The sequence below is a fragment of the uncultured Williamsia sp. genome (genome assembly GCF_947494875.1).
Taxonomy (GTDB): domain Bacteria; phylum Actinomycetota; class Actinomycetes; order Mycobacteriales; family Mycobacteriaceae; genus Williamsia_A.
This window is the reverse complement of record NZ_CANLWM010000002.1, coordinates 335,065-357,609: the sequence shown is the minus strand read 5'-3', so window position 1 is coordinate 357,609 and position 22,545 is coordinate 335,065. Positions and strand designations below refer to the sequence as shown.

General features: G+C 72.1%; 17 protein-coding genes. 14 read left to right on the top strand and 3 right to left on the bottom strand.

Annotation, left to right across the window (positions count from 1 at the left end):
* Positions 1 to 8: 8 nt before the first annotated feature.
* The 4 genes from moeB to Q1A98_RS07070 are packed head-to-tail and all read left to right on the top strand — an operon-like array spanning position 9 to position 4,185.
* Positions 9 to 1,178 carry a molybdopterin-synthase adenylyltransferase MoeB gene (gene moeB / locus Q1A98_RS07085; protein ID WP_299571362.1) on the top strand — a complete coding sequence of 390 codons (1,170 nt, stop codon included), beginning with the start codon at positions 9 to 11 and terminating at the stop codon, positions 1,176 to 1,178.
* Positions 1,175 to 2,662 (top strand): MFS transporter, encoded by a 1,488-nt coding sequence (locus Q1A98_RS07080; RefSeq protein WP_299571360.1) that lies wholly within the window; start codon positions 1,175 to 1,177, stop codon positions 2,660 to 2,662. The genes moeB and Q1A98_RS07080 overlap by 4 nt, the downstream gene beginning before the upstream one ends.
* An 11-nt stretch (positions 2,663 to 2,673) precedes the next feature.
* Complete coding sequence (locus Q1A98_RS07075) at positions 2,674 to 3,528, top strand: TIGR02569 family protein (RefSeq protein WP_299571358.1); 855 nt, start codon at positions 2,674 to 2,676, stop codon at positions 3,526 to 3,528.
* Between the two features lie 3 nt (positions 3,529 to 3,531).
* Positions 3,532 to 4,185 (top strand): pyridoxamine 5'-phosphate oxidase family protein, encoded by a 654-nt coding sequence (locus Q1A98_RS07070; protein WP_299571356.1) that lies wholly within the window; start codon positions 3,532 to 3,534, stop codon positions 4,183 to 4,185.
* Here the strand turns inward: Q1A98_RS07070 and Q1A98_RS07065 are convergent, their stop codons facing one another.
* Positions 4,186 to 5,025, bottom strand: a complete 840-nt coding sequence (locus Q1A98_RS07065) for a glycine-rich protein (protein ID WP_299571353.1) — start codon at positions 5,023 to 5,025, stop codon at positions 4,186 to 4,188. It lies immediately after the preceding gene.
* A gap of 256 nt (positions 5,026 to 5,281) precedes the next feature.
* Between Q1A98_RS07065 and Q1A98_RS07060 the strand changes: the two genes are divergently transcribed.
* The 5 genes from Q1A98_RS07060 (at position 5,282) to Q1A98_RS07040 (ending at position 11,557) form a co-directional block, all read left to right on the top strand.
* Complete coding sequence (locus Q1A98_RS07060; RefSeq protein WP_299571350.1) at positions 5,282 to 6,697, top strand: nitrate/nitrite transporter; 1,416 nt, start codon at positions 5,282 to 5,284, stop codon at positions 6,695 to 6,697.
* The gene (gene nirB / locus Q1A98_RS07055) at positions 6,694 to 9,207 is read left to right on the top strand and encodes a nitrite reductase large subunit NirB (RefSeq protein ID WP_299571347.1); all 2,514 of its coding nucleotides are present in this window, start codon (positions 6,694 to 6,696) and stop codon (positions 9,205 to 9,207) included. The genes Q1A98_RS07060 and nirB overlap by 4 nt, the downstream gene beginning before the upstream one ends.
* A 120-nt stretch (positions 9,208 to 9,327) precedes the next feature.
* Entirely contained in the window at positions 9,328 to 9,699 is a 372-nt protein-coding gene (gene nirD / locus Q1A98_RS07050; protein WP_299571344.1) for a nitrite reductase small subunit NirD, read from the top strand.
* On the top strand, positions 9,693 to 10,868 hold the full coding sequence (locus Q1A98_RS07045; RefSeq protein ID WP_299571341.1) for a uroporphyrinogen-III synthase: 1,176 nt from the start codon (positions 9,693 to 9,695) through the stop codon (positions 10,866 to 10,868). The genes nirD and Q1A98_RS07045 overlap by 7 nt, the downstream gene beginning before the upstream one ends.
* Positions 10,865 to 11,557, top strand: a complete 693-nt coding sequence (locus tag Q1A98_RS07040) for a sirohydrochlorin chelatase (protein WP_299571339.1) — start codon at positions 10,865 to 10,867, stop codon at positions 11,555 to 11,557. The genes Q1A98_RS07045 and Q1A98_RS07040 overlap by 4 nt, the downstream gene beginning before the upstream one ends.
* 153 nt (positions 11,558 to 11,710) lie before the next feature.
* Here the strand turns inward: Q1A98_RS07040 and Q1A98_RS07035 are convergent, their stop codons facing one another.
* Entirely contained in the window at positions 11,711 to 12,499 is a 789-nt protein-coding gene (locus tag Q1A98_RS07035; RefSeq protein WP_299571336.1) for an alpha/beta hydrolase, read from the bottom strand.
* 131 nt (positions 12,500 to 12,630) lie between these two features.
* On the opposite strand from Q1A98_RS07035, the gene Q1A98_RS07030 reads away from it, so the two are divergent.
* Complete coding sequence (locus Q1A98_RS07030) at positions 12,631 to 15,999, top strand: ATP-dependent DNA helicase (RefSeq protein WP_299571334.1); 3,369 nt, start codon at positions 12,631 to 12,633, stop codon at positions 15,997 to 15,999.
* Positions 15,992 to 19,381: an ATP-dependent helicase gene (locus tag Q1A98_RS07025; protein WP_299571332.1), complete on the top strand. Its 3,390-nt coding sequence runs from the start codon at positions 15,992 to 15,994 to the stop codon at positions 19,379 to 19,381. The genes Q1A98_RS07030 and Q1A98_RS07025 overlap by 8 nt, the downstream gene beginning before the upstream one ends.
* Here Q1A98_RS07025 and Q1A98_RS07020 read toward each other — a convergent pair.
* Complete coding sequence (locus tag Q1A98_RS07020) at positions 19,347 to 19,760, bottom strand: hypothetical protein (RefSeq protein WP_299571329.1); 414 nt, start codon at positions 19,758 to 19,760, stop codon at positions 19,347 to 19,349. The two genes, Q1A98_RS07025 and Q1A98_RS07020, sit on opposite strands and share 35 nt — an antisense overlap.
* Positions 19,761 to 19,810: 50 nt before the next feature.
* Between Q1A98_RS07020 and Q1A98_RS07015 the strand changes: the two genes are divergently transcribed.
* Genes Q1A98_RS07015 through nudC form a run of 3 tightly spaced genes read left to right on the top strand, consistent with a single transcriptional unit; the run spans position 19,811 to position 22,519 of the window.
* A complete protein-coding gene (locus Q1A98_RS07015; RefSeq protein WP_299571327.1) occupies positions 19,811 to 20,875 on the top strand; it encodes a TrkA family potassium uptake protein in 1,065 nt (354 codons plus the stop codon).
* A 25-nt stretch (positions 20,876 to 20,900) separates the two neighbouring features.
* Positions 20,901 to 21,563 (top strand): 1-acyl-sn-glycerol-3-phosphate acyltransferase, encoded by a 663-nt coding sequence (locus Q1A98_RS07010; protein WP_299571324.1) that lies wholly within the window; start codon positions 20,901 to 20,903, stop codon positions 21,561 to 21,563.
* 23 nt (positions 21,564 to 21,586) lie between these two features.
* Positions 21,587 to 22,519 carry an NAD(+) diphosphatase gene (gene nudC, locus Q1A98_RS07005; RefSeq protein WP_299571322.1) on the top strand — a complete coding sequence of 311 codons (933 nt, stop codon included), beginning with the start codon at positions 21,587 to 21,589 and terminating at the stop codon, positions 22,517 to 22,519.
* Positions 22,520 to 22,545 lie beyond the last annotated feature (26 nt).

Here is a 22,545-nt window from a genome sequence, read left to right as displayed (position 1 = left end):
CTGGACCGGTGACAGCCCTCCCACCGCTCGTGGACCCGGCGCCGCCGCTCGCGCGCGACGAGGTCGCCCGGTACAGCCGCCATCTCGTCCTGCCGGACATCGGACCGGAGGGGCAGCGTCGGCTGAAGGCGGCGCGGGTCCTGGTGATCGGCGCGGGTGGTCTCGGGTCGCCGGTGTTGCTGTACCTGGCCGCGGCAGGCGTCGGGACCCTGGGCATCGTCGAGTTCGACGTCGTCGAGGAGTCGAACCTGCAGCGCCAGATCATCCACGGCCAGTCGGACATCGGACGGTCCAAGGGGGCCAGCGCCCGCGACGCGATCGCGGAGACCAACCCGTACGTCACCGTCGACCTCCACGACCACGCCCTCACCGTCGACAACGCCGTCGACCTGTTCCGGCGCTACGACCTCGTCGTCGACGGCACCGACAACTTCGCCACGCGCTACCTCGTCAACGACGCCGCCGTGCTGGCGGGTGTGCCCTACGTCTGGGGGTCCATCTACCGGTTCGAAGGCCAGGTCTCGGTGTTCTGGGACGACGCGCCCGACGGGCGTGGACTGAACTACCGCGACCTGTACCCGCAGGCCCCGCCCGCGGGATCGGTGCCGTCGTGCGCCGAGGGTGGGGTGCTCGGGATGCTGTGCGGGACAGTCGGTTCGGTGATGGCGACCGAGGCGGTCAAGCTCGTCACCGGGACCGGTGACCCGCTGCTCGGCCGGGTGCTGCTCTTCGACGCCCTGCGGATGTCGTTCCGCAGCGTCGAGGTCCGCAAGGACCCGTCCGCGGCACCGATCACCGCACTGGTCGATTACGAGGCGTTCTGCGGGACCACCCCGCCGGAGCCGACGGCCGAGCCGGACACGCTGTCGCCGTCCGCCCTGCGTGACCGACTCGCCGCGCCCGAGCCGCCCGTCCTGGTGGATGTCCGTGAGCCGATCGAGTGGGACATCGCGCACATCGACGGTGCCACGCTGATCCCGTTGGGCGACATCGAGTCCGGCCCCGGGATCGAGCGCGTCCCGCGGAACCGCCCCACGGTCCTCTACTGCAAGACCGGCATCCGGTCGGCGCGGGCGCTGCGCGCACTGCGCGAGGCGGGCTTCACCGACGTCCGCCACCTCGACGGCGGCATCGCCGCGTGGACCCGTCAGGTCGACCCGTCGCTGCCCGTCTATTGAGCACCGCACCGCCGTCGCAGCCGGCCGGCCCCGGCGTGGCCCTCGCATCGGCGCAAGGGCGATGGGTCGTCGCCGCGGCCGTGCTGGGGTCGGCCATCGTCATGCTGGACTCGACGGTCGTCAACGTCGCCCTGCCACGCATCGCCGACGACTTCGACGCCGGTCTCGCATCGCTGCAGTGGACCGTCACCGCCTACATGACGACGCTGTCGGCGCTCGTCCTGTTGGGTGGTTCGCTCGGCGACCGCTTCGGACGTCGTCGTGTGTTCATCGCCGGGATCGTGGTGTTCGCACTCGCGTCGTTGGCCTGCGGTCTGGCGCCCGGCATCGGGGTGCTGATCGCCGCGCGGGCGGTCCAGGGCATCGGCGGGGCCATGCTGACACCGGGATCTCTGGCGATGATCCAGTCGTCGCTGCGACCCGCCGACCGTGCGCGGGCGATCGGACTGTGGTCGGGACTCGGGGGAGTCGCGTCGGCCGTCGGACCGTTCGTCGGCGGTGCGCTCGCCGACGGGCCCGGGTGGCGGTGGGTGTTCCTCGTCAACATCCCGGTGGCGGTCGCGTGCATCGCCGTCGCGGTGCGTCACGTGCCCGAGACGCGGGACACGCAGCAGCACCACGGTTTCGACACCCTCGGCGCGGGCGCGGCGATCGTCGCCCTCGCCGCGACCACGGTGGCGCTCATCCGCGCAGCCGACGGTGGCACGGGTCTCGAGGTGGGCCTGGAGGCGGCCGTCGGTCTCTTCGCCGGCCTCGTGTTCGTGCGCGCCGAGCGGCGCGCGCCCGAACCGATGGTGCCACCGCACCTGTTCGCCTCCCGCGTCTTCACCGTGGTGAACGTCATGACCTTCGCGATCTACGCCGCGATCGGGGGCACCCTGTTCCTCACCGCACTGCAACTCCAGGTCGTCGCCGGCTATCCCGCGGTGTGGGCGGGGGCGGCGCTGCTCCCGGTCACGGTCCTGATGCTGCTGCTGTCGGCACGGTCGGCGGCGCTGGCCGCGCGGATCGGGCCCCGCATCCCGCTCACCGTCGGGGCGTGCGCCCTGGCCGCGGGACTCTTCCTGTTCCTGCGCATCGATCCCGACGCGAACTACCTCACCGACGTCCTGCCGGGCGCGCTGGTGATGGGTGTCGGGTTGGTGACGCTGGTCGCGCCCCTCACGTCCACGGTGCTCGCCGCCGTCGACGACGCACACTCCGGTCTGGCGAGCGGTGTGAACAACGCCGTCGCGCGGGCCGCCGGGCTGTTGGCCGTCGCGGCGATCCCCCTCCTGGCGGGCACGTCGGCCGCGGGAACACTCGACGCCTCCTTCGACACCACCTTCCGCCGTGCGGTGCCGATCCTCGCCGCCGTCGCCCTCGTGGGTGGCGTCATCGCGTGGTTCGGGCTGCGCGGCCGGGAACCCGATGTGGCGGGCGACGCGACGACGGCACCGGACACCGCCGGGCGCCTCCCCAGGAACGACGCCACCGATCGGTAACGTGACCTCCCGTGAACGCACCGGAGCCGCCCGATCACGTCGTCGCGACGTTCGGGCTGTCCGGGACGGAACCGATCGCGTTGACCCGCGAGTGGGAGGGCGGCTGGCGCATCGGTGAGGTGGTCCTCTCCCTCGTCCCGGACCACGCCCGCGCAGCCTGGTCGGCGAAGGTCCGCGAGGACCTGTTCGTCGACGGGCTCCGCATCGCACGACCGCTGCGCGGCACCGACGGCCGCTACGTCGTGTCGGGGTGGCGCGCGGACACCTACATCGCCGGGTCGCCCGAGCCGCGCCACGACGAGGTCGTGTCGGTGGCCGACCGGCTCCACCAGGTCACCGCGGCGATCGAGCGCCCACGGTTCCTGCTGCAGCCACCCGCACCGCCGTACACCGACGTCGACGTGTTCACCGCAGCCGATCGGGCCGCGTGGGAGGACGCACCGTTGCGGTCCGCGCGCGCAGCGGGTTTCGGTGAACCGACGTCTCCGGACGGTGTACGCAGCATCGAGATGCTCAAGACGCTCGCCACCCTGCGCACGCCGGTGTCGTCACCGTCGCAGCTCGTCCACGGGGACCTGTTCGGCACCGTTCTGTTCGCCGGGGCCGCCGCGCCCGGCATCACCGACATCGTCCCCTACTGGCGTCCCCCGGCCTGGGCCGCGGCGGTCGTCGTGGTGGACGCGCTGGCGTGGGGCGGCGCCGACGACGACCTCGTCACCCGATGGTCCGACCTGCCCGAGTGGCCTCAGATGATGTTGCGCGCATTGCTGTTCCGGCTCGCGGTGCACGCACTGCACCCCCGCTCGTCGGCGGGCGCGCTGGCGGGGCTCTCGCGGGTGGTGGACATCGTCCGACTCATGGTCTGAGCCGTGGGACGCCGCTACTCGCACATCGTCTTCGGTCCGCAGGCACTGGCCCGGCAGGACCGCGCGGGCAGCGTCGTGGCCTACGGCGCGGATCTCGAGAGTCCGGACGACGGACCGCAGGAGATCACCGACCGCGAGGTCCGGCTCCTCACCGCGGTGTTCCAGTTCCACCTCGCCTCGATGACGCCGCAGGGGTGGCCCTACATCCAGTACCGCAGCGGGCCACCGGGTTTCCTGCACCACCTCGGTGGGAACCGGTTCGGCTTCCCCGACTTCCCGGGCAACCAGCAGTTCGTGTCGGTGGGCAACATCGAGGCCGACGACCGCGTCGCGCTGTTCGTGGCCGACCTGCCGCGCCGCACCCGCATCAAGGTCTTCGCCCGCGCCCGGGTGGTCGACGCCGCCGACGACCCCGACCTGGCGACCACGCTGCGGCACATCGACGGTCGCGAGATCGCCACGCGCGTCGAACGCTGCGTGACCCTCGCGGTGGAGGCCTTCGACTGGAACTGCTCGCGCAGCCTGATCCCGCAGTACACCACCGAGATGATCGCCGACCGGACCGCGCCCTACGTCGCGCGCATCACCGAGCTGCAGGACGAGAACGAGCGTCTGCGAGCCGAACTCGCCGCGCTCCGGGGCGAGCCCGGTCGCTGATCAGCTGCCGAAGCAGAACGGTGTGCACGGCCCGTCGTAGACGAGCGTGACGCGCGCACCCTCGCCGTTCTTGGCGACCTGGGTGGTCGACGAGAAGAACGGCAGCGGGCCACCGCCACCGCCGCCACCGCCGGCGTAACCACCACCGCCGCCGAAACCGCCACCACCACCGCCGCCGCCACCGGTCGGCGATGCGTCGCCGCCCACGCCGAGGCGACCGGGCTGCGAGTCGCCGGCGCTGGTGCCGCCGTTGGCCGGGCCGCCGGCTCCGCCGCCGAGCTTGAGACCGTTGCTGTCACCGGGGCGGCCACCGTCGCCGCCGCGGGTCCCGGCCGAGCCGCCGCCACCGGGCGCCGAGACCAGCCGCGACGCGATGGACGCGGGGTTCAGCGCGTCACCACCGACGGTGCGCACGTCGCTGGCACCGCCACCGCCGTTCGGGTACCCCGCGCCGCCGCCGTTGTAGCCGCCGACGCCCCGGGGGCTGCCGGGGGCGTTGTGCTGCCCGGCGCCACCGACGTAGACGAACAGGCGCTGTCCGCCGACGACGGGGGCGTAGGCGTAGGTCTTGCCGGCCTTGGTGGAGGGGAACCCGGAACCGCGGGTGTCCGCGCCGTTCGCGCCGACGGCCAGGATGAGGATCTGCCGCAGTCCCTGCGGCACCGTGAACACCTGCGGGCCGCCGGTGTAGGTGAACGTGCAGCGGATGTCGCTCTGGAAGAGAGCCTGCGTGCAGTTGCGCGGCAGGGGCGCGGCCGACGCGACCGGGGCCGTGACGACCGCGGCGGTGGTCGCCGCGAACAGTGCGGCGACGACGGACAGTCGCCTACGACGAAGCATCGGATGGTCCTCCTCGGGAGCCCCCGACCCGGTGTCCCGACGTCGGCGCGGACTGCGTGATGGACCGAACTCTACGAGGTGCACCCCGGCGAGCGGACAGCAATCCGTCCGAAACATCGCAGACGTGTCTCACACGGCCCTCGTCGCACGGGTGAGAACACCGTGACGACGAGGTCATCGCGCGACGCACCGCGGCAACACCCGCTCCCTACCGTGACCCGCAACCACCCGCACGCAGGCCCTTCGAGAGGACACCGTGACCACCGCGACGCGACGCAAGCACCACATCACCGACTGGGATCCCGAGGATCGGGAGGCCTGGGACGCCGGGAACGCCGCCATCGCTCGGCGGAACCTCCTCTGGTCGGTGATCTGCGAGCACGTCGGCTTCTCGGTGTGGTCGTTGTTCTCGGTGCTGGCGCTGTTCATGGGCCCGCAGTACGGGATCTCGCTCGACCAGAAGTTCGTCATCGCGGCGACCGCCACGTTCGTCGGCGCCTGCCTGCGCATTCCCTACACCCAGGCCACGGCCCGGTTCGGTGGGCGCAACTGGGCGATCTTCAGCGCCGTCGTCCTGCTGCTGCCCACGTCGCTGACGCTGATGCTGATGCTCAACCCCGGCGACTTCGGGTTCGGGTGGTTCCTCTTCGTCGCGGCGCTCACCGGTTTCGGTGGCGGCAACTTCGCGTCGTCGATGACCAACATCAATGCCTTCTACCCGCAGCGCCTCAAGGGTTGGGCGCTGGGCCTGAACGCCGGCGGCGGCAACATCGGCGTGCCCGTCGTGCAGCTGATCGGTCTGCTCGTCATCTCGGTCGCCTCCGACCGGCCGGAGATCGTCTGCTCGATCTACCTGGTGCTGCTCGCGCTCGCCGGTGTCGGCGCGGCCCTCTACATGGACAACCTCGACCACCAGACGTCGTCGGGCAAGGCCATGGTCGACTGCCTGAAGTACCGCGACACCTGGCTCATCTCGCTGCTGTACGTCGGCACGTTCGGCTCGTTCATCGGTTTCGGGTTCGCGTTCAGCCAGGTCCTCAACATCAGCTTCACCGCATCGGGTGACCCGAAGCCGGCGTTGGCCGCGGCGCAGATCGCCTGGATCGGTCCGCTGCTCGGGTCGCTGTCGCGGCCGTACGGCGGCAAGCTGGCCGACCGCGTCGGCGGCGGGCGGGTGACGATGTGGTGCTTCGCGGCGATGGTCGCGTCGTCGGCGGTCCTCGTCGCCGCCGGCACCGTCTCGGACTCGAACGGCCACCGCATCACCGGCGGGGTCCTCGCCGCGTTCATCGTCGGCTTCATCCTGCTGTTCCTGATCTCCGGCGTCGCCAACGGCTCGGTCTACAAGATCATCCCGGCCGTCTTCGAGGCCAAGGCGCAGGCCAACCGGGGACTCAACGCCTTCGGCAAGATCACCTGGTCCCGGTCCATGTCCGGGGCACTCATCGGGATCGCAGGTGCGTTCGGTGGCCTCGGTGGCGTCGCGATCAACCTGGTCCTGCGGGCGAGCTACAAGTCCCACAAGTCCGCGACGACGGCGTTCTGGGTGTTCCTCGCGTTCTACGTCATCGCCGGCGTCGTCACCTGGTGGTTCTACGCCCGCGGTGAGAAGTCGGCGACCACGTCGGAGGAGGCCCCCGCGTCCGCGTCCACCGCGGCGGGTGTCGCATGAGCACGAAGACCGCCGTCGTCGTCGGCCACGGGATGGTCGGCCACCGCTTCGTCGCCGACCTCCGTCGCGCCGACATCACCGGGCAGTGGAGGGTCGTCGTCATCGGGGAGGAGGCCGACGCCGCGTACGACCGCGTCGGGCTCTCGTCCTACGTGGAGTCGTGGGATCGCGGCGCACTGGCCCTCGCAGGCAACGACTACGCCGGCGACGACGGCGTCGAGGTGCGTCTCGGGGTCCGCGCCGAGTCGATCGATCGGGACGGGCGCCGCGTCGTCACGTCCGACGGCACCGAGATCGGCTACGACGCACTGGTTCTGGCGACCGGGTCCTATGCGTTCGTACCGCCGGTGCCGGGAAAGAATCACCCACGGTGTTTCGTGTACCGCACGCTCGACGACCTCGACGCCATCCGGGCCGCCGCGGAGTCGAACGACCCGGGTGCGGTGGGCGTCGTCGTCGGTGGCGGGCTGCTCGGGCTCGAGGCCGCGAACGCCCTGCGGTCGCTGGGCATGTCGCCGCACGTCGTCGAGTTCGCCCCGCGCCTGATGCCGCTCCAGGTCGACGACGGGGGAGGTGCGCTGCTGGCAAAGATCGTCGGTGAGCTCGGTGTCACCGTCCACACCGGCGTCTCGACGACCGGCGTCGAGGGTCGCACCGACGGCGGTGTCACCGTCACGCTGTCCGACGACACCGCGATCGACGCGGCGCTGCTGGTGTTCGCCGCCGGTGTCCGACCCCGTGACGAGCTCGCCCGCGACGCCGGACTCGACGTCGGCGAGCGTGGTGGCGTCCTGGTCGACAGCACCTGCCGCAGCGTCGATCCCGACATCTACGCCATCGGCGAGGTGGCGGCGGTCGACGGCCGGTGCTACGGACTCGTCGCACCCGGATACTCGACCGCGGAGATCGTCGCCGACCGCCTCGTCGGCGGTGACCGCTCCTTCGCCGGAGCGGACATGTCGACCAAGCTCAAGCTGCTCGGCGTCGACGTCGCCAGTTTCGGCGACGCGATGGGCACCTCCGACGGTGCGCTGGAGATCGTGCACAGCGACCCCGTCGCCGGCACCTACGCGAAGGTCGTCGTCTCCGACGACGCGACCACCCTCCTCGGCGGCATCCTCGTCGGCGACGCAACGGCCTACGCGACCCTGAAACCGATGGTGGGACGGGCGATCCCCGGGGACCCGGCGGCGCTCATCACACCGGCCGGCACCGGCGGCGGGATCGGCGTCGGGGCACTGCCCGGCGACGCCGAGATCTGCTCGTGCAACGGTGTCACGAAGGGCGCCATCTGCTCGGCCATCGCCGACGGGTCGTGTGATGTGGCCTCCATCAAGGGCTGCACCGGCGCAGGCACCACCTGTGGTGGCTGCGTCCCGAGCATCACGACCCTGCTCGCCGAATCGGGCGTCGAGCTCTCGAAGTCCCTGTGCGCGCACTTCTCCCAGTCGCGCGCCGAGCTGTTCGAGGTCGTCGCGTCCACCGGCATCCGCACCTTCTCCGAGCTCATCGCGCGGTTCGGGACCGGCGCCGGCTGCGAGGTGTGCAAACCGACGGTGGCGTCCATCCTGGCGTCGACGTCGTCGGACCACATCCTCGACGGCGAGCAGGCCGCGCTCCAGGACACCAACGACCATTTCCTGGCGAACCTGCAGAAGAACGGGTCCTACTCGGTGGTCCCGCGGATGCCGGGCGGAGAGGTCACCGCCGAACAGCTCATCGTGATCGGCGAGATCGCCCGGGACTTCGGGCTGTACACCAAGATCACCGGCGGCCAACGCATCGACATGTTCGGTGCCCGGGTCGACCAGTTGCCCCGGATCTGGCGACGACTCGTCGACGCCGGCATGGAGTCGGGTCAGGCCTACGGCAAGAGTCTGCGCACGGTGAAGAGCTGCGTCGGCTCGAGTTGGTGCCGCTACGGCGTGCAGGACTCCGTCGGCATGGCGGTGCGCCTCGAGATGCGTTACCGCGGACTGCGATCGCCGCACAAGATCAAGTTCGGCGTCTCGGGGTGTGCACGCGAGTGCGCGGAGGCGCGGGGCAAGGACGTCGGGATCATCGCGACCGAGAACGGGTGGAACCTCTACGTCGCCGGCAACGGCGGCCAGCGGCCCGCGCACGCACAACTGCTCGCGCAGGGCCTCGACGACGAGACGTTGGTCGCCTACATCGACCGCTACCTCATGTTCTACATCCGCACCGCCGACCGCCTGCAGCGCACGGCACCGTGGCTCGAGTTGCTCGAGGGCGGCCTGGATCATCTCCGCGACGTCGTCTGCTCCGACAGTCTCGGCATCGCCGCGCAGCTGGAGGCGGACATGGACCGTCACGTCGCCGGCTATCGCGACGAGTGGGCGGCCGTGCTGGAGGACGAGGAGAAGCTCTCGCGCTTTGTCTCGTTCGTCAACGCCCCCGACGAGCCCGACCCGACCATCGGTTTCACCGAGTCCGACGGGCGGCGGGTCCCGGTCCTGCTCGGGTCACCCGCGATCCCGTCCCGGGACTGATCGGAACGGCGTCGACACGCCGTCTGGCCTGCGTGTTCACGCCACGCCGACATCGGGGAAACGTCGCCGTCACACGACGCCGACACACTGGAGATGCACACGAGTTCGAGGAGAACCGCGATGACGCTCACCCACCACGACCGCGCCCACGGTGTCGTCGGGGACACCGACTGGGTCCCCGCCTGCCGACTCGACGCACTGGTCGCCGGGCGTGGCGTCGCCGTACTCATGCCGGACGGCATGCAGGCTGCGCTGTTCCTGCTGCCGACCGGGGAGCTGTACGCGGTCGGCAACATCGACCCGTTCGGTCGGGCCGCGGTGATGTCGCGGGGTCTCGTCGGCGACCGGGACGGTGAGCCGACGGTCGCGTCGCCGCTGCTGAAGCAGGTCTTCTCGCTCCGCACCGGTCGCTGTCTCGACGACGACACAGTCGGCCTCGGCGCCTTCGCCACGCGGGTGGTCGGCGGCCGGGTCGACGTAGCCGCGTGGTGAGCCCCGCCCCGCCGGCGGAGGCGGTCGGCGACCCGCCCGTCGCACCGCCCCTGGCGGGGTTCACGATCGGGATCACCGCGGCCCGCCGCGCCGACGAGTTCGAGGCGCTGCTCGCCCGACGCGGTGCACAGGTGGTGCACGCCCCGGCCATCCGCATCATCCCGCTCGCCGACGACGCCGAACTCGAACGTGTGACCCGCGAGATCACCTCCGACCCGCCGGACATCGTCATCGCGACCACCGGTATCGGGTTCCGCGGGTGGATGGAGGCCGCGGACGGGTGGGGTACGGCCGAGCAGCTCGTCGACGCGCTGGGACGGTCGACGGTCGTCGCGCGCGGCCCGAAGGCCAAGGGCGCCATCCGCGCCGCCGGTCTGCGGGAGGAGTGGTCGCCGCCGAACGAGTCGTCCAGCGAGGTCATCGACCATCTCCTCGCCCAGGGCGTCGAGGGGTCGCGGATCGGCGTGCAACTGCACGGCGCGACCACCGAGTGGGAGCCCCTGCCGGACCTGTGCGCCGTGCTGCGGGAGGCCGGCGCGATCGTCGTCCCGATCCCCGTCTACCGGTGGACACCGCCCGCCGACACCACCGCGATGGACCAGATGATCCGCGCGACCATCTGCCACGACATCGACGGGATCACCTTCACGAGTGCGCCCGCGGTCGCGTCGATGCTCGGGCGCGCACGGGATCTCGGCGCTCTCGACGATTTCCTGCACGCGCTGCGCACCACGGTGCCCGCTCTGTGCGTCGGTGCGGTCACCGCGGCGCCGCTGCAGGCCCTGCAGGTGCCGACCATCCAGCCCGCCCGGTTCCGGCTCGGAGCTCTCGCCCGCACCATCGCCGACGAGTTGCCCCGGCGTACACAGACATTGCGCGTCGCCGGTCACGACGTGACGGTGCTCGCCCGCGGCGTCACCGTCGACGGGACGGCCCGGCCGCTCACCGCCGCCGGCCTCGCCCTGATGCGCGCCCTGACCCGGGTGCCGGGTCGCGTCGTCGACCGGCACACGCTGCTCGCCGCGTTGCCCGGCGGCGGAGGGGACACCCACGCCGTCGAGATGGCGATGGCCCGATTGCGTACGGCGTTGGGCGATCCCACGATGGTGCAGACCGTCGTCAAGCGGGGCTACCGTCTCGCCGTCGACCTCGAATGGGAGGACGAATGACCGACCCGACCCTCGTGCTCGTCGCCCACGGCACCCGGTCGACCGTCGGCGTCGGGACCGTCGCGCGTCTCGCCGAGAAGGTGTCCGAGCGTGTCGGCCCGGTCCGCGTGGCGTTCGTCGACGTCCTCGGTCCGACACCGTCGGAGGTCCTCGACGAGATCGACGGTCCGGCCGTGCTGATGCCGGCGTTCCTCGCCTCCGGCTACCACGTCCGCGTCGACATCCCCGAGCACGTGGCGCGGATTGGACGGTCGGACGTGAGGGTCACGCGGGCGCTCGGCCCCGATCCCGCGATCGCACACGTCCTGCTGGCGCGGCTGTACGCAGCCGGGTGGCGCCCGGGTGACGACGTCGTGCTCGCGGCGGCGGGATCGTCGGATCCCGACGCGCTCGCCGATGTGCGCACTGCCGCCGACCAGCTCTCGGTCCTCGTCGATGCGCCCGTCGAGATCGGCTACGTCGCAACGGCATCGCCCACCGTCGCCGAGGCGGTCGAGGCCGCGCGGGGACGCGGCGCGCGGCGTGTCGTCGTCGCGGCGTACCTGTTGGCGCCGGGTCTGTTCCACACGAGGCTGTCGGGGGCGGGCGCGGATGCCGTCGCCGAGCCGCTCGGCGCCGACGACGCGATGGCCGACCTGATCGCCGCCCACTTCCGCGCGGACGCCGAGGCCCTCACCGCCCATCCTTGACACGCCCCGCCGTCACCCCCACGTCCGTTTCCCCCGTCACCCCCACGTCGAGTGGGCGGCAGGAGACGTCGAGTGGGCGGCAGGAGCGTTCGAGTGGGCGCCTGGTGCCCACTCGACGCGTCCGAGCGCCCACTCGACGGGTGGGGCGTGTCCTCAGGCGGTGCGGGCGAGGACATCCCGGATCGTCGCGGCGGTCAGCTCGGGCCGGGACAACGGGACCATGTGGTCGCAGTCCTCGTGGTGGATCGTCAGCCGGTCACCGAGACGCTCGGTGAGTGCGGCGACGAAATCGGCCGAGGAATACGGCGGTTGGACCTTGTCCGCGACGATCATCGCGGTCTCCACGCCCGCCTCGGGGAGCGCGAACGGCCGCGCGAGTTCGCTCCACGTCGTCATGATGGCCCCGGGATGCAGCCGCCATGTCCATCGTCCGTCGCCGGTCGGGAGCAGATGCGTCTCGATCTCCTCGGCGAGGACGGCGTCGTCGACCTCCCACCACGACTCCGCACGCTTGCGGTCCCAGGCGTCCTGACGGTCGCGGACGTACCAGGAGTCGAGGGTCGACGCGGCGGCGTCGGCCATGCGGTCCCCGTCGAGGTCGACGGCGGGGTCCAGCAACACCAGGCCGCGGACGCGCCCGGGCGCGGTGGCCGCCAGCGCCAGCGCCAGCGCTCCACCGTAGGAATGCCCGACGACCACGACCGGTCCCGACGTGTGCTCGTCGAGCACCTCGACGAGACCCGCGACCTGCCGCTCGATCGTCCACGGCGCCGCCCACGACGAGTGCCCGTGTCCGAGCAGATCGGGCGCGACGATCCGCACCTCGGGCAGATGATCCTCCGCGAGGGGCCGCCACCGACGACCGTGCCCGGTCACCCCGTGCACCACCAGCACGGTCTCTCCGTCGGCCGGTCCGAAGGTGGTCACCGCCATCGTCGTCATGGGGCCCGATCATGCCGGGCGGCCGTCGCGCGCGGGGAGAGGGATCGTGTGGAACGGTTCTGGCACCGGCTGCGGCGGCTGTCGGTGGCGGGTGATCTGATCGGTGTCGACCGCACGGGAGGAGGTCTGCCATGTACGACGGGTCGCCGCAGGACACTCGCTCGCGACGGCGGGTCGAGGTCCCCGCGACACTGGTCGCCGCAGCCCACGCCGAGCCGACCGCTCGCACCTGGGACGGCGCCGCCGCGCGACTCGTCGCTGCGCCGCTGCCCGGGGAGGGTCGCGGCTGGCAGCCCATCCGCATCACCGGCGGGCCCGGCACGGGCAAGACGGCGCTCGTCGTCGACGTCGCCGTGTCCCGACTGACCGCGGCCGGCGCGGACCCGGAATCCGTGGTGCTCCTGGCCTCCGATCGCCGCGCTGCGGTCCGGCTGCGCGAGGAGATCACCCGACGCGTCCTCGCCCGTCCCGATCGGGACGCCGCGCGCTCCTCCACCCGCGAACCCCTCGTCCGGACCGTGCACTCCTACGCGTTCGCCGTCCTGCGCCTGCAGGCCTCGGCGAACGGCAACCCCCCACCGCGGCTCATCACGGGATCCGAACAGGACGCCGTCCTGCGTGAGCTCCTCGCCGGTGACATCGCCGACGGCGCACGCGACTGGCCCGAACGGTTGCGGCCCGCCCTGCACACCGACGGCTTCGCGCAGGCGCTACGCGACCTGATCATGCGCGCGGCCGAACGAGGCGTCGGGCCGGAGCGACTCATCACCCTCGGTCGCGCCCACGGCCGCGACGAATGGGTCGCCGCGGGCATCGCCTACCGCCAGTACGAGCAGACCACGCTGCTGCGCGCCGCCGTCGGATCGGCGTCACCGCAGGCCACCTCGCCCGCGGTCGACGCCGCCGAACTCATCGGGTCGGCCCTCACCGCGTTGTCCACCGACGACGCCCTGCTGGCCGGCGAACGCGCGCGCATCCGACACCTCCTCGTCGACGACGCGCACCACCTCGACCCGCAGGCGGCGGACCTCGTCCGCCTCATCGGGATCGGGGCTGCCGAGACCGTCGTCGCCGGCGACCGCGACCAGACGGTGTTCGCGTTCCGCGGCGCCACGCCCCGCTTCCTCGACGACCTCGTCGACGCCGGCTCCTCACAGGACATCGTCCTGTCCACCGACCGCCGCGCGAGCCCGGAGATCACCGCCGTCATCGACGCCATCGCCGCGCGACTGCCCGGGGCGCATCGCCCTGCACGTCGCCCCGGGGACCACCCGGACGACGAGCGGCCCGCGATGAGCGTCCTCGGGGCCGGCGCGCCGGTGCGTGTGGAGTCCTACGCGTCGGCGGCGAAGGAGGCCACCGCGATCGCCGACGCGCTCCGCCGTGCGCACGTCTTCGAGGGCGTGCCCTGGTCGCAGATGGCGATCGTGACGCGGTCCGTGGCGCGATCGGCCGCGGCCCTGCGCCGGGCGCTGCGGGCGACCGGGGTGCCCGTGGTCACGCCGGCCTCCGAACTGCCGCTGCACAAGCAGCGGTCCGTCGCGGCGTTGCTGTCGGTGCTGCGCGCCGTCGACGGGTCGATAGACGGGGACGAGGCGCTGGCCCTGCTGTCCGGACCGATCGGCGGTGCCGACCCGACGTCCGTGCGTCGCCTCCGCCGCGGACTGCGGCGCAGCCTCGACGCGGAACCGGCGGTGTCCGTGACGGATTCGGTGGACGTCATCGTCGCGGTCCTCGCCGACGACCTCGACACGCCGACCGGAGCCGACGCCGCGGCGCGTCTCGACGCGCTGACCGCGCCCGAACGCGCACCCCTGGTCCGCGTCCGCGACGTCGTCCGTGCCGCGCGGCGCGAACACCGCCGCGGGGGCGGGGTGGAGGACGTGCTGTGGGCCGCCTGGGACGCGACCGGGCTGGCCCGCCGGTGGTCGGCGACCGCCCTGCGGGGTGGTCCCGCCGCCGATCAGGCCGACCGTGACCTCGACGCGGTGGTCGCCCTGTTCGACGTCGCCGCCGGTTTCACCGACAACCTGCCCGCCGCCGGGGTCGACGCCTTCGTCGACCACGTGTGCGCGCTGCGGATCGCCGGCGACGCCCCGCGGCGGACGGGTGGCGCCGACGCGGTCACCATCGTGTCCGCGCACAGTGCGGCGGGGCGGGAGTGGGACGTCGTCGCCGTGGCCGGCGTCCAGGACGGCCTGTGGCCCTCGCTGCGCAGTCGCGGCGGCATCCTCGGTACATCCGCTCTCGTCGACCTCCTCGACGGTGTGGCGGTCGACGGCCTCGACACCATCTCGCGCACCGCTGTCGCCGTCGCCGACGAACGCCGGCTGTTCCTCGTGGCCTGCTCCCGGGCCCGCCGACGACTGCTCGTGACCGCCGTGGACGACGGCAGCGGTGACGCGGCCCCGTCGCGGTTCCTCGTCGAGCTCGCGGCGGTCCTCGCCGGCGACGAGCCCGAGACCGACACGCCCGTCGTCTCCGCCGACGGCCTCCTGGAGGTGGCGCCGGCGGTGCGCCGCACGTTGTCGTTGCCGTCGATCGTGGCGGCGTTGCGGGCGCGGGTGAGCGCCGACGACCCCGACCCCCGCGTCGCCGAGATGCTCGCGCGCCTCGCCGACGCCGGTGTCCCCGGCGCCCACCCCGACGACTGGTTCGGCATCGCCGAGCCGAGTACCGATGCGCCGCTGTGGGATCCGTCCCGCGGACCGATCACGGTCTCACCGTCGAGCGTCGAGGCCGTGCACCGGTGCTCGCTGCGGTGGATGTTCGAACGGGCCGGGGGCCGCGACGGGGACTCCGCGCCCGCGGTGGCCGGCACCGTCGTGCACACCCTGGTGCAGGCCCTTGCAGGTCGGATCCCGCCGGACGAGGTGACGGCGTCGCTGCGTCGCATCTGGGATCAGGTCGACGTCGGCGCACAGTGGTACTCCACGCACGAACTCACCCGCGTCGAGTCCATGCTCGACCACTTCGGCACGTGGCTCGAACGGTCCCGCGGGGATCTCGAGGAGATCGGCGTCGAGGTCGACGTCGACGTCGTCCTGCCCCCCGACCCCGACGACCCCTCCGACGCCGCCGTGCGGATCAGGGGACGTATCGACCGTCTCGAGCGGGACGCCCAGGGGCGGCCCGTCATCGTCGACGTCAAGACCGGGAAGACGCCGATCAGCAAGGACGACGCCGCCGAACACCCCCAGCTCGCGACCTACCAGCTCGCGGTGCACCTCGGCGGCGTCGAGGGCGTGCCGCGGACGGAACCCGGTGGGGGACGGCTCGTGTACGTCTCGTCCTCGAACAGGACGACCGGCGCCGCCGAGCGCGTGCAACCGCCGCTGACCGCCGACCACATCGCCGAGTGGACCCGGCTGGTGCGGGACGCGGCGCGCCGCAGCGCCGGCCCGACGTTCCTCGCCACCGTCAACCCCGGCTGCGTGCGCTGCCCGCTCACCGCGTCGTGCCCGGCGTCGTCGGCCGGGAAGGCGGTGACCGATGACTGACGTCCTGACCTCGGGAGCGTTCAGCCGACGGTCGACGATCTCGGCCCGCAGCCTCTCGGCCGCACTGGGTCTCCCGCCACCGACCGACGAACAGGTCGCGGTGATCGAGGCGCCGATGGAGCCGCTGCTCGTCGTGGCCGGCGCCGGGGCGGGCAAGACAGAGACCATGGCGGCGCGCGTCGTGTGGCTCGTCGCCAACCGCATGGTGTCGCCCGACGAGATCACCGGACTCACCTTCACCCGCAAGGCCGCGGCCGAACTCGCCGCGCGCATCCGCCGCCGCCTGGCGATGCTCGCCGCGTCGTCGGCGATGCTGCACTGGGACCCCGACGGGACGACACGGGCCGTGCTGCGGGCGGCCGATCCCGAGGTCAGCACCTATCACGCCTACGCAGGGCGCCTCATCGCCGACCACGGGCTGCTACTGCCGGTGGAGCCGGCGTCGACGCTGCTGTCGGAGACCGAGCTGTGGCAGGTCGCCTTCGAGGTGGTCGGCGGCTGGACCGACGACCTCGAGACCACGAAGACACCGCAGGGCGTCACGGAATCGGTGCTGTCGCTGTACTCCGACGCCGCCGAGCATCTCGTCGACCTCACCGCGATCGCGGCGAGCGGGACGGAACTGCACCGTCTCATCGACACGCTCCCACCCGGCCCGCGACAACGCGCCGAGCCGGCGAAGGCGCTGCGCGACATGCAGGAGGTCGTCGCCGAACGGCATCGGCTCGTGCCGCTGGTGCAACGCCTCGCCGACACCATGCGCAGCCAGAACGTCCTGGACTTCGGCAGCCAGATGTCCCTCGCGGCGCGCCTGGTGCGCGACCACCCCGAGGTCGCCGAGGCCGAACGGGCCACCGTCCGCGCGGTCCTCCTCGACGAGTACCAGGACACCGGCCACTCCCAGCGGATCCTGTTGTCCCGGTTGTTCGGTGGGCCGGCCGGACCCGATCGCCCGCTCGTCGCGGTGACGGCCGTCGGTGACCCGATCCAGTCGATCTACGGCTGGCGTGGCGCGTCGGCCGCAAACCTCCCGCGTTTCGCCACCGACTTCCCGACGGCGTCCGGTGCGCCGGCACCGCGTCGGGAGCTGTTGACGAGCTGGCGCAACCCGAGAACCGCGCTGCGGCTGGCGAACCGCGTGTCCGGGGACCTGCGGGCGGCGGGGATCCCCGTCAGCGTGCTGCGGTCGCGTGACGACGCCCCCGAGGGGACCGTCGACGTCGCGCTGCACGAGACGGTCGAGGACGAACGCGTCTGGATCGCCGACGCGGTCGTCGGCGAGTACGACGCCGCGGAGAAGGCCGGCGCCTCACCTCCCACCACCGCGATCCTCGTGCGCCGCAACGAGGACTCGGCGCCGCTGGCGGCGAAGCTGGAGGCGCGGGGTGTCCCCGTGGAGGTGGTCGGGATCGGCGGACTGCTGTTCGTCCCCGAGATCCAGGACATCGTGGCGACCCTGCGGCTCATGGCCGACCCGATGGCCGGCACGGCGGCGATGCGACTGCTGACCGGGGCGCGGTTCCGGTTGGGCGCCGCCGATCTCGCGGCGCTGTGGCGGCGTGCCCGGGAGCTCGCGGTCGCGGGCGGTCCCGGCGCCGGGGGAGCCGTCGACTCCGTCGCCGCCCTCGACGACGCGCTCGACGCGGTGCTCCCCTCCGACAGCGCGGACCAGGCGGGTCTCGGTGACGCCATCGCCGACCCGGGAGAGGCGTCGCGGTACAGCCCGACCGGCCACAAACGCATCGTCGACCTCGGGCACATGCTCGAGGGCCTGCGTCGCCGGATCGGACAGTCGCTGCCCGATCTCGTCGCCGACGTCGAGGCCACCCTGGGAGTCGCCGTCGAGACCCAGGTCCGGGCGCGCCGGATGCGTGGGGTCATCACCGGGCGTGAACACCTCGACGCCTTCGCCGATCACGTGGCAACCTACGCCGAGCGGCCGTCGGCGACGCTGTCGGGGCTGCTCGCCTTCCTGGACTCGGCGGCCACCGTCGAGAAGGGTCTCGAGATGGGTGCGGTCGAGATCGCCGACGACCGCGTGCAGATCCTCACGATGCATGCGGCGAAGGGCCTTGAGTGGGAGGTCATCGTGCTGCCGCACGTGTGCACCGACATCTTCCCGGGCGGCAAGGCGGACGGCACCTGGCTGGGCAGCGCCCGCGAGCTCCCGGCCGACCTGCGGGGCGATCTCGCCGACGCCACCGGTGTCGGCTTCCCGCCGCTGCGCCTCGAGGGCGTCGACGACCGCAAGGAACTCGTCGACCGCATCGACGAGCACAAGCAGGCACTGCGTGACCGCAAACTCGAGGAGGACCGGCGACTGCTGTACGTCGCCCTCACCCGCACCCAGCGACGGCTGCTGGTGTCCGGTCACCAGTGGACGGCCAAGCACGACAAGCCGAAGGGTCCATCGGACTTCCTCGTGGAGATCGCCGAGATCGTGCGCGAGGCCGACGATCCCGGCATGCGCATCGTCACCTGGGCCGACGACCCGGCCGACGGGGCCACCAACCCGCTGGCCGAGCACGCGATCACCGAAGAGTGGCCGCGCGATCCGTTGGGCAAGCACCGGTCGCGGATCGTCGCCGGCGCCGATCGGGTGCGCGAGGCCCTGCGGCGCCGTGGCGCGCCCGGACTGTTCGACACCCCCGGCGCCGACATGACGGTCGACCCGGACCCCGAGGACGACATCACCGTCCTCGAACGTGAGGTGGACGCACTGCTCGCCGAACGCGCCGCCGAGACGGTCTACGACCTCGAAGTGGCGCTGCCGCAGCACCTCTCGGTGAGCGAACTGGTCGAACTCGACAGCGACCAGGCGGCGTTCGCGCGTCGGTTGCGTCGGCCGATGCCGTTCAAGCCGAACCGTCTCGCGCGCCGGGGCACCGCGTTCCACGCGTGGGTCGAACGACGTTTCGGGGCCACCCGACTGCTCGACACCGACGAGTTGCCCGGTGCCGCAGACGAATCGAACGACGCCGACGCCGACCTCGAGCTGCTGCGGGAGGCGTTCCTGGCGTCGGAGTGGGCATCACGAACGCCGACCGAGGTGGAGGTGCCGTTCGAGACCGTCGTCGGGGACACCGTCGTGCGCGGTCGGATCGACGCGGTGTTCACCGAGCCCGACGGGTCGGCGATCGTCGTCGACTGGAAGACCGGGGCCCTGCCCGCCGCTGCGCACCGCGCGTCGCTGCAGGTGCAGCTCGCGGCCTACCGGGTGGCCTGGTCGGAACTCTCGGGTGTACCGCTCGACCGCGTCCGGGCCGCATTCCACTACGTCCGGCCGGACGTCACCGTCGAGCCGGACGACCTGCCCGACCGTGACGGCCTCGCGCGCCTGCTGGCGGTCAGGAGTCCCGACGGATCCGCAGCGCCGTCGTGATCATCGGGACCTGCAGCGGCAGCCGTGCGGCGGCGCCGGCGAGCAGCACCGGCTTGTCCTTGAACAGTCGCAGCGTGTTCACGTTGGCCGGGAAGACCGCGACGAACAACGCGACCGCGGCCGTGGCCGCGACGCGGCGGGTGCGCGGGTAGAGCAGCCCCGCACCGATCGCGGCCTCGGCAGCGCCCGACGCGTAGGTCAGAGTGCGCGCGTCGCCGGGGATCTCGGGCGGCACGATCGAGTCGAACGGAGCGGGGACGGCGAAGTGCAGAACACCCATGCCGATCAGGGCGCCGCCCATGATCCGGGCGTCGCGCTCGGCGATGCGCCGACGGCGGACGGCTGCGGGAGTCGGGAGTCTGTCCAGGAGCGTGGCCATGCGCACCACTGTGCCTGATCGCCGCCGTCTGTCGGGCTAGAGTCCCCGTGATGCCTGGACCCCTACGTCGCCGCCTGCGTCCGGACGACCTCACCGCCATGCCCGACCACGCCTTGGTCGGCGTCGTCCGCATCCCGGAGATGCAGGCCAGCCCCGTACGGGCGATCAGTCGGCGGGTGCTGTTCGCGCTCCTCGCGTTGTTCGCCGCGGTGTTCATCGTCTACCTCGACCGCGGCGGCTACCGGGACGTCCAGGACAACGAGCTTTCGTTCCTCGACTGCCTCTACTACGCGACGGTGTCGCTGTCGACGACGGGCTACGGCGACATCACCCCGTTCACCCCCGAGGCCCGTCTCATCAACGTGCTGATCATCACCCCGCTGCGCGTGATGTTCCTGATCGTCCTGGTCGGCACCACACTCGAGGTGCTCACGGAACGGTCCCGGCAGGCTTTGAAGATCCAGCGTTGGAGGAGCAAGGTGCGCAACCACACCGTCGTCGTCGGATACGGCACGAAGGGCAAGACCGCGGTGCGCGCGATGGTGGCCGACGGGACCAAGCCGTCCGAGATCGTCGTCGTCGACTCGCAACCGACCGTTCTGGAGGGCGCGGCCGCCGAGGGTCTCGTCACCGTCCGCGGTGACGCAACGCGCTCGGATGTGTTGCGCCTTGCGGGTGCTCAGCACGCCGCGTCGATCGTCATCGCCACCAACCGCGACGACACCGCTGTTCTCGCCACGCTCACCGCGCGCGAACTCGCACCGCGCGCGAAGATCGTCGCGTCCATCCGGGAGGCGGAGAACACCCACCTCATCCGACAGTCGGGTGCGAACTCGGTCGTCGTCTCGTCGGAGACCGCCGGGCGGTTGCTGGGGCTCGCGACCTCCACCCCGGCCGTCGTCGAGGTGATCGAGGACCTGCTGACCCCGGACGCCGGCTACGCCATCGCCGAGCGGGACGTCGAGCGTGACGAGCACGGCGCCAGCCCGCAGCACCTCGTCGACATCGTGCTCGGTGTCGTGCGTGACGGCCGTCTGTACCGCGTCGACGACAGTGAGGTCGACGCCATCGAGGACGGCGACCGCCTTCTCTACGTGCGCAAGGGTCCCGCCTGACCCTGCGCCGGTGTAGACAGGGCGGGTGACGCGAACCTGTGTGGTCGTCCAGTGGGTGCTGCGGGTCCTCGTCCTGGGGCCGCTCTTCCGTCTGCGCGACCGCCCCGTCGTGGTCGGCTCCGACGCCATCCCACGTCGCGGACCGCTGATCCTCGTCGCGAACCATCAGGCCGTCTCCGACTCGTTCCACCTCGCGATCGCGGCCCGGCGCCCGGTCGTGTTCCTCGCGAAGGCCGAGTACTTCACGGAGACGGGGTTGCGCGGCCGGATGAAGCAGTGGTTCTTCCGGTCCATCGGACAGATCCCGGTCGATCGTGACGGCGGGGACGCCGCGTCGGACGCCTTGTCGACCGCGGGTGCCGTGGTCGCGTCCGGTGCCGCGTGGGCGGTGCACCCGGAGGGGTCCAGGGTGACGTCGCACAGCATCCACCGGGGTCACACGGGGGCGCTGCGCGTCGCGATCGCCACCGGAGCGCCCGTCGTGCCACTCGCGATCACGGGGACCGCCGACGGTGAGCACTGGTGGTCGCGTCGTGACGTGACCATCCATGTGGGTGACGTGTTCGACCCGACGGGTCTCACCCCCGACGACGCGCGGGAGGCGATCGACCGGCTGATGCGCTGGATGGCGGACGCCACCGGCTGGCCGTACGTCGACAGCTACACCCCACGCCGCGGGGCGGCCTGATCCGCGATCGTTAGGCTCGGCAGGTGGCCTTCACCTTCGTCGAACCGCCGTTGCTGTCGCGGTCGACCATCGATCGCGCCGACGAGATCCGTGACGACGCCGAGAGGCTCGCCCGGGGATGGGGTGACGCCCGCGTGTTGCCCGTCGACGCCGACGGGCGGTCGGGGATCGGCCCGGAGGGTCTCCGGTGGGAGCGGTCGTCGACGTTCGGCGACACCATCCCGCAGGACGCGGTGTTCATCGGCATCCGCGAGGGCATCGACCTGTGGACGATGCGTGTCGAGCAGATCGAGGGCAAGACCGCCGATCCGCGGGGCAGCCTCGGGCGCCTCGACCCCGACGAGGCCGGGCTGCTGGTCACCGCGCTGGGGATCCTGAACTGGCATGCGACGGCCCGTTTCTCGCCGGTCGACGGTAGCCCCACGGTGCCCGCGCGCGCCGGATGGACCCGCAAGAGCACGGTGACCGGGCGTGAGGAGTTCCCTCGGTCGGATGCGGCGATCATCACCGTCGTCCACGATGGCGCCGACCACGTTCTGCTCGGCCGGCAGTCGGGGTGGCCGGAGAAGTGGTTCTCGACGTTCGCCGGATTCGTCGAACCGGGGGAGTCGGTGGAGCAGTGCGTCGTGCGGGAGCTGCACGAGGAGACCGGCCTCGATGTCGTCGACCCGCGCTACCTGGGCAGCCAGCCGTGGCCGTTCCCGCGGTCGCTGATGCTCGGGTTCGAGGCCCGTGCCGACCGTGACCAGCCGCTCGACTACCTCGACGGGGAGATCACCGAGGCGGTCTGGTTCCCCCGCGAAGAGGTCCTCGCGGCGTTGGAGAGCGGCGACGAGTGGCTCCGCGGCGACCCGTCCGGCGCGCAGTCGGCCGCCGAGGACCCGTCGGTCCGCCTCCGCCTGCCGGGCTCGATCTCCATCGCCCGCGGCCTCGTCACCGCTTGGGCCACGAGCTGATCCGTAGCGAATCTTCCCGCTGAGCG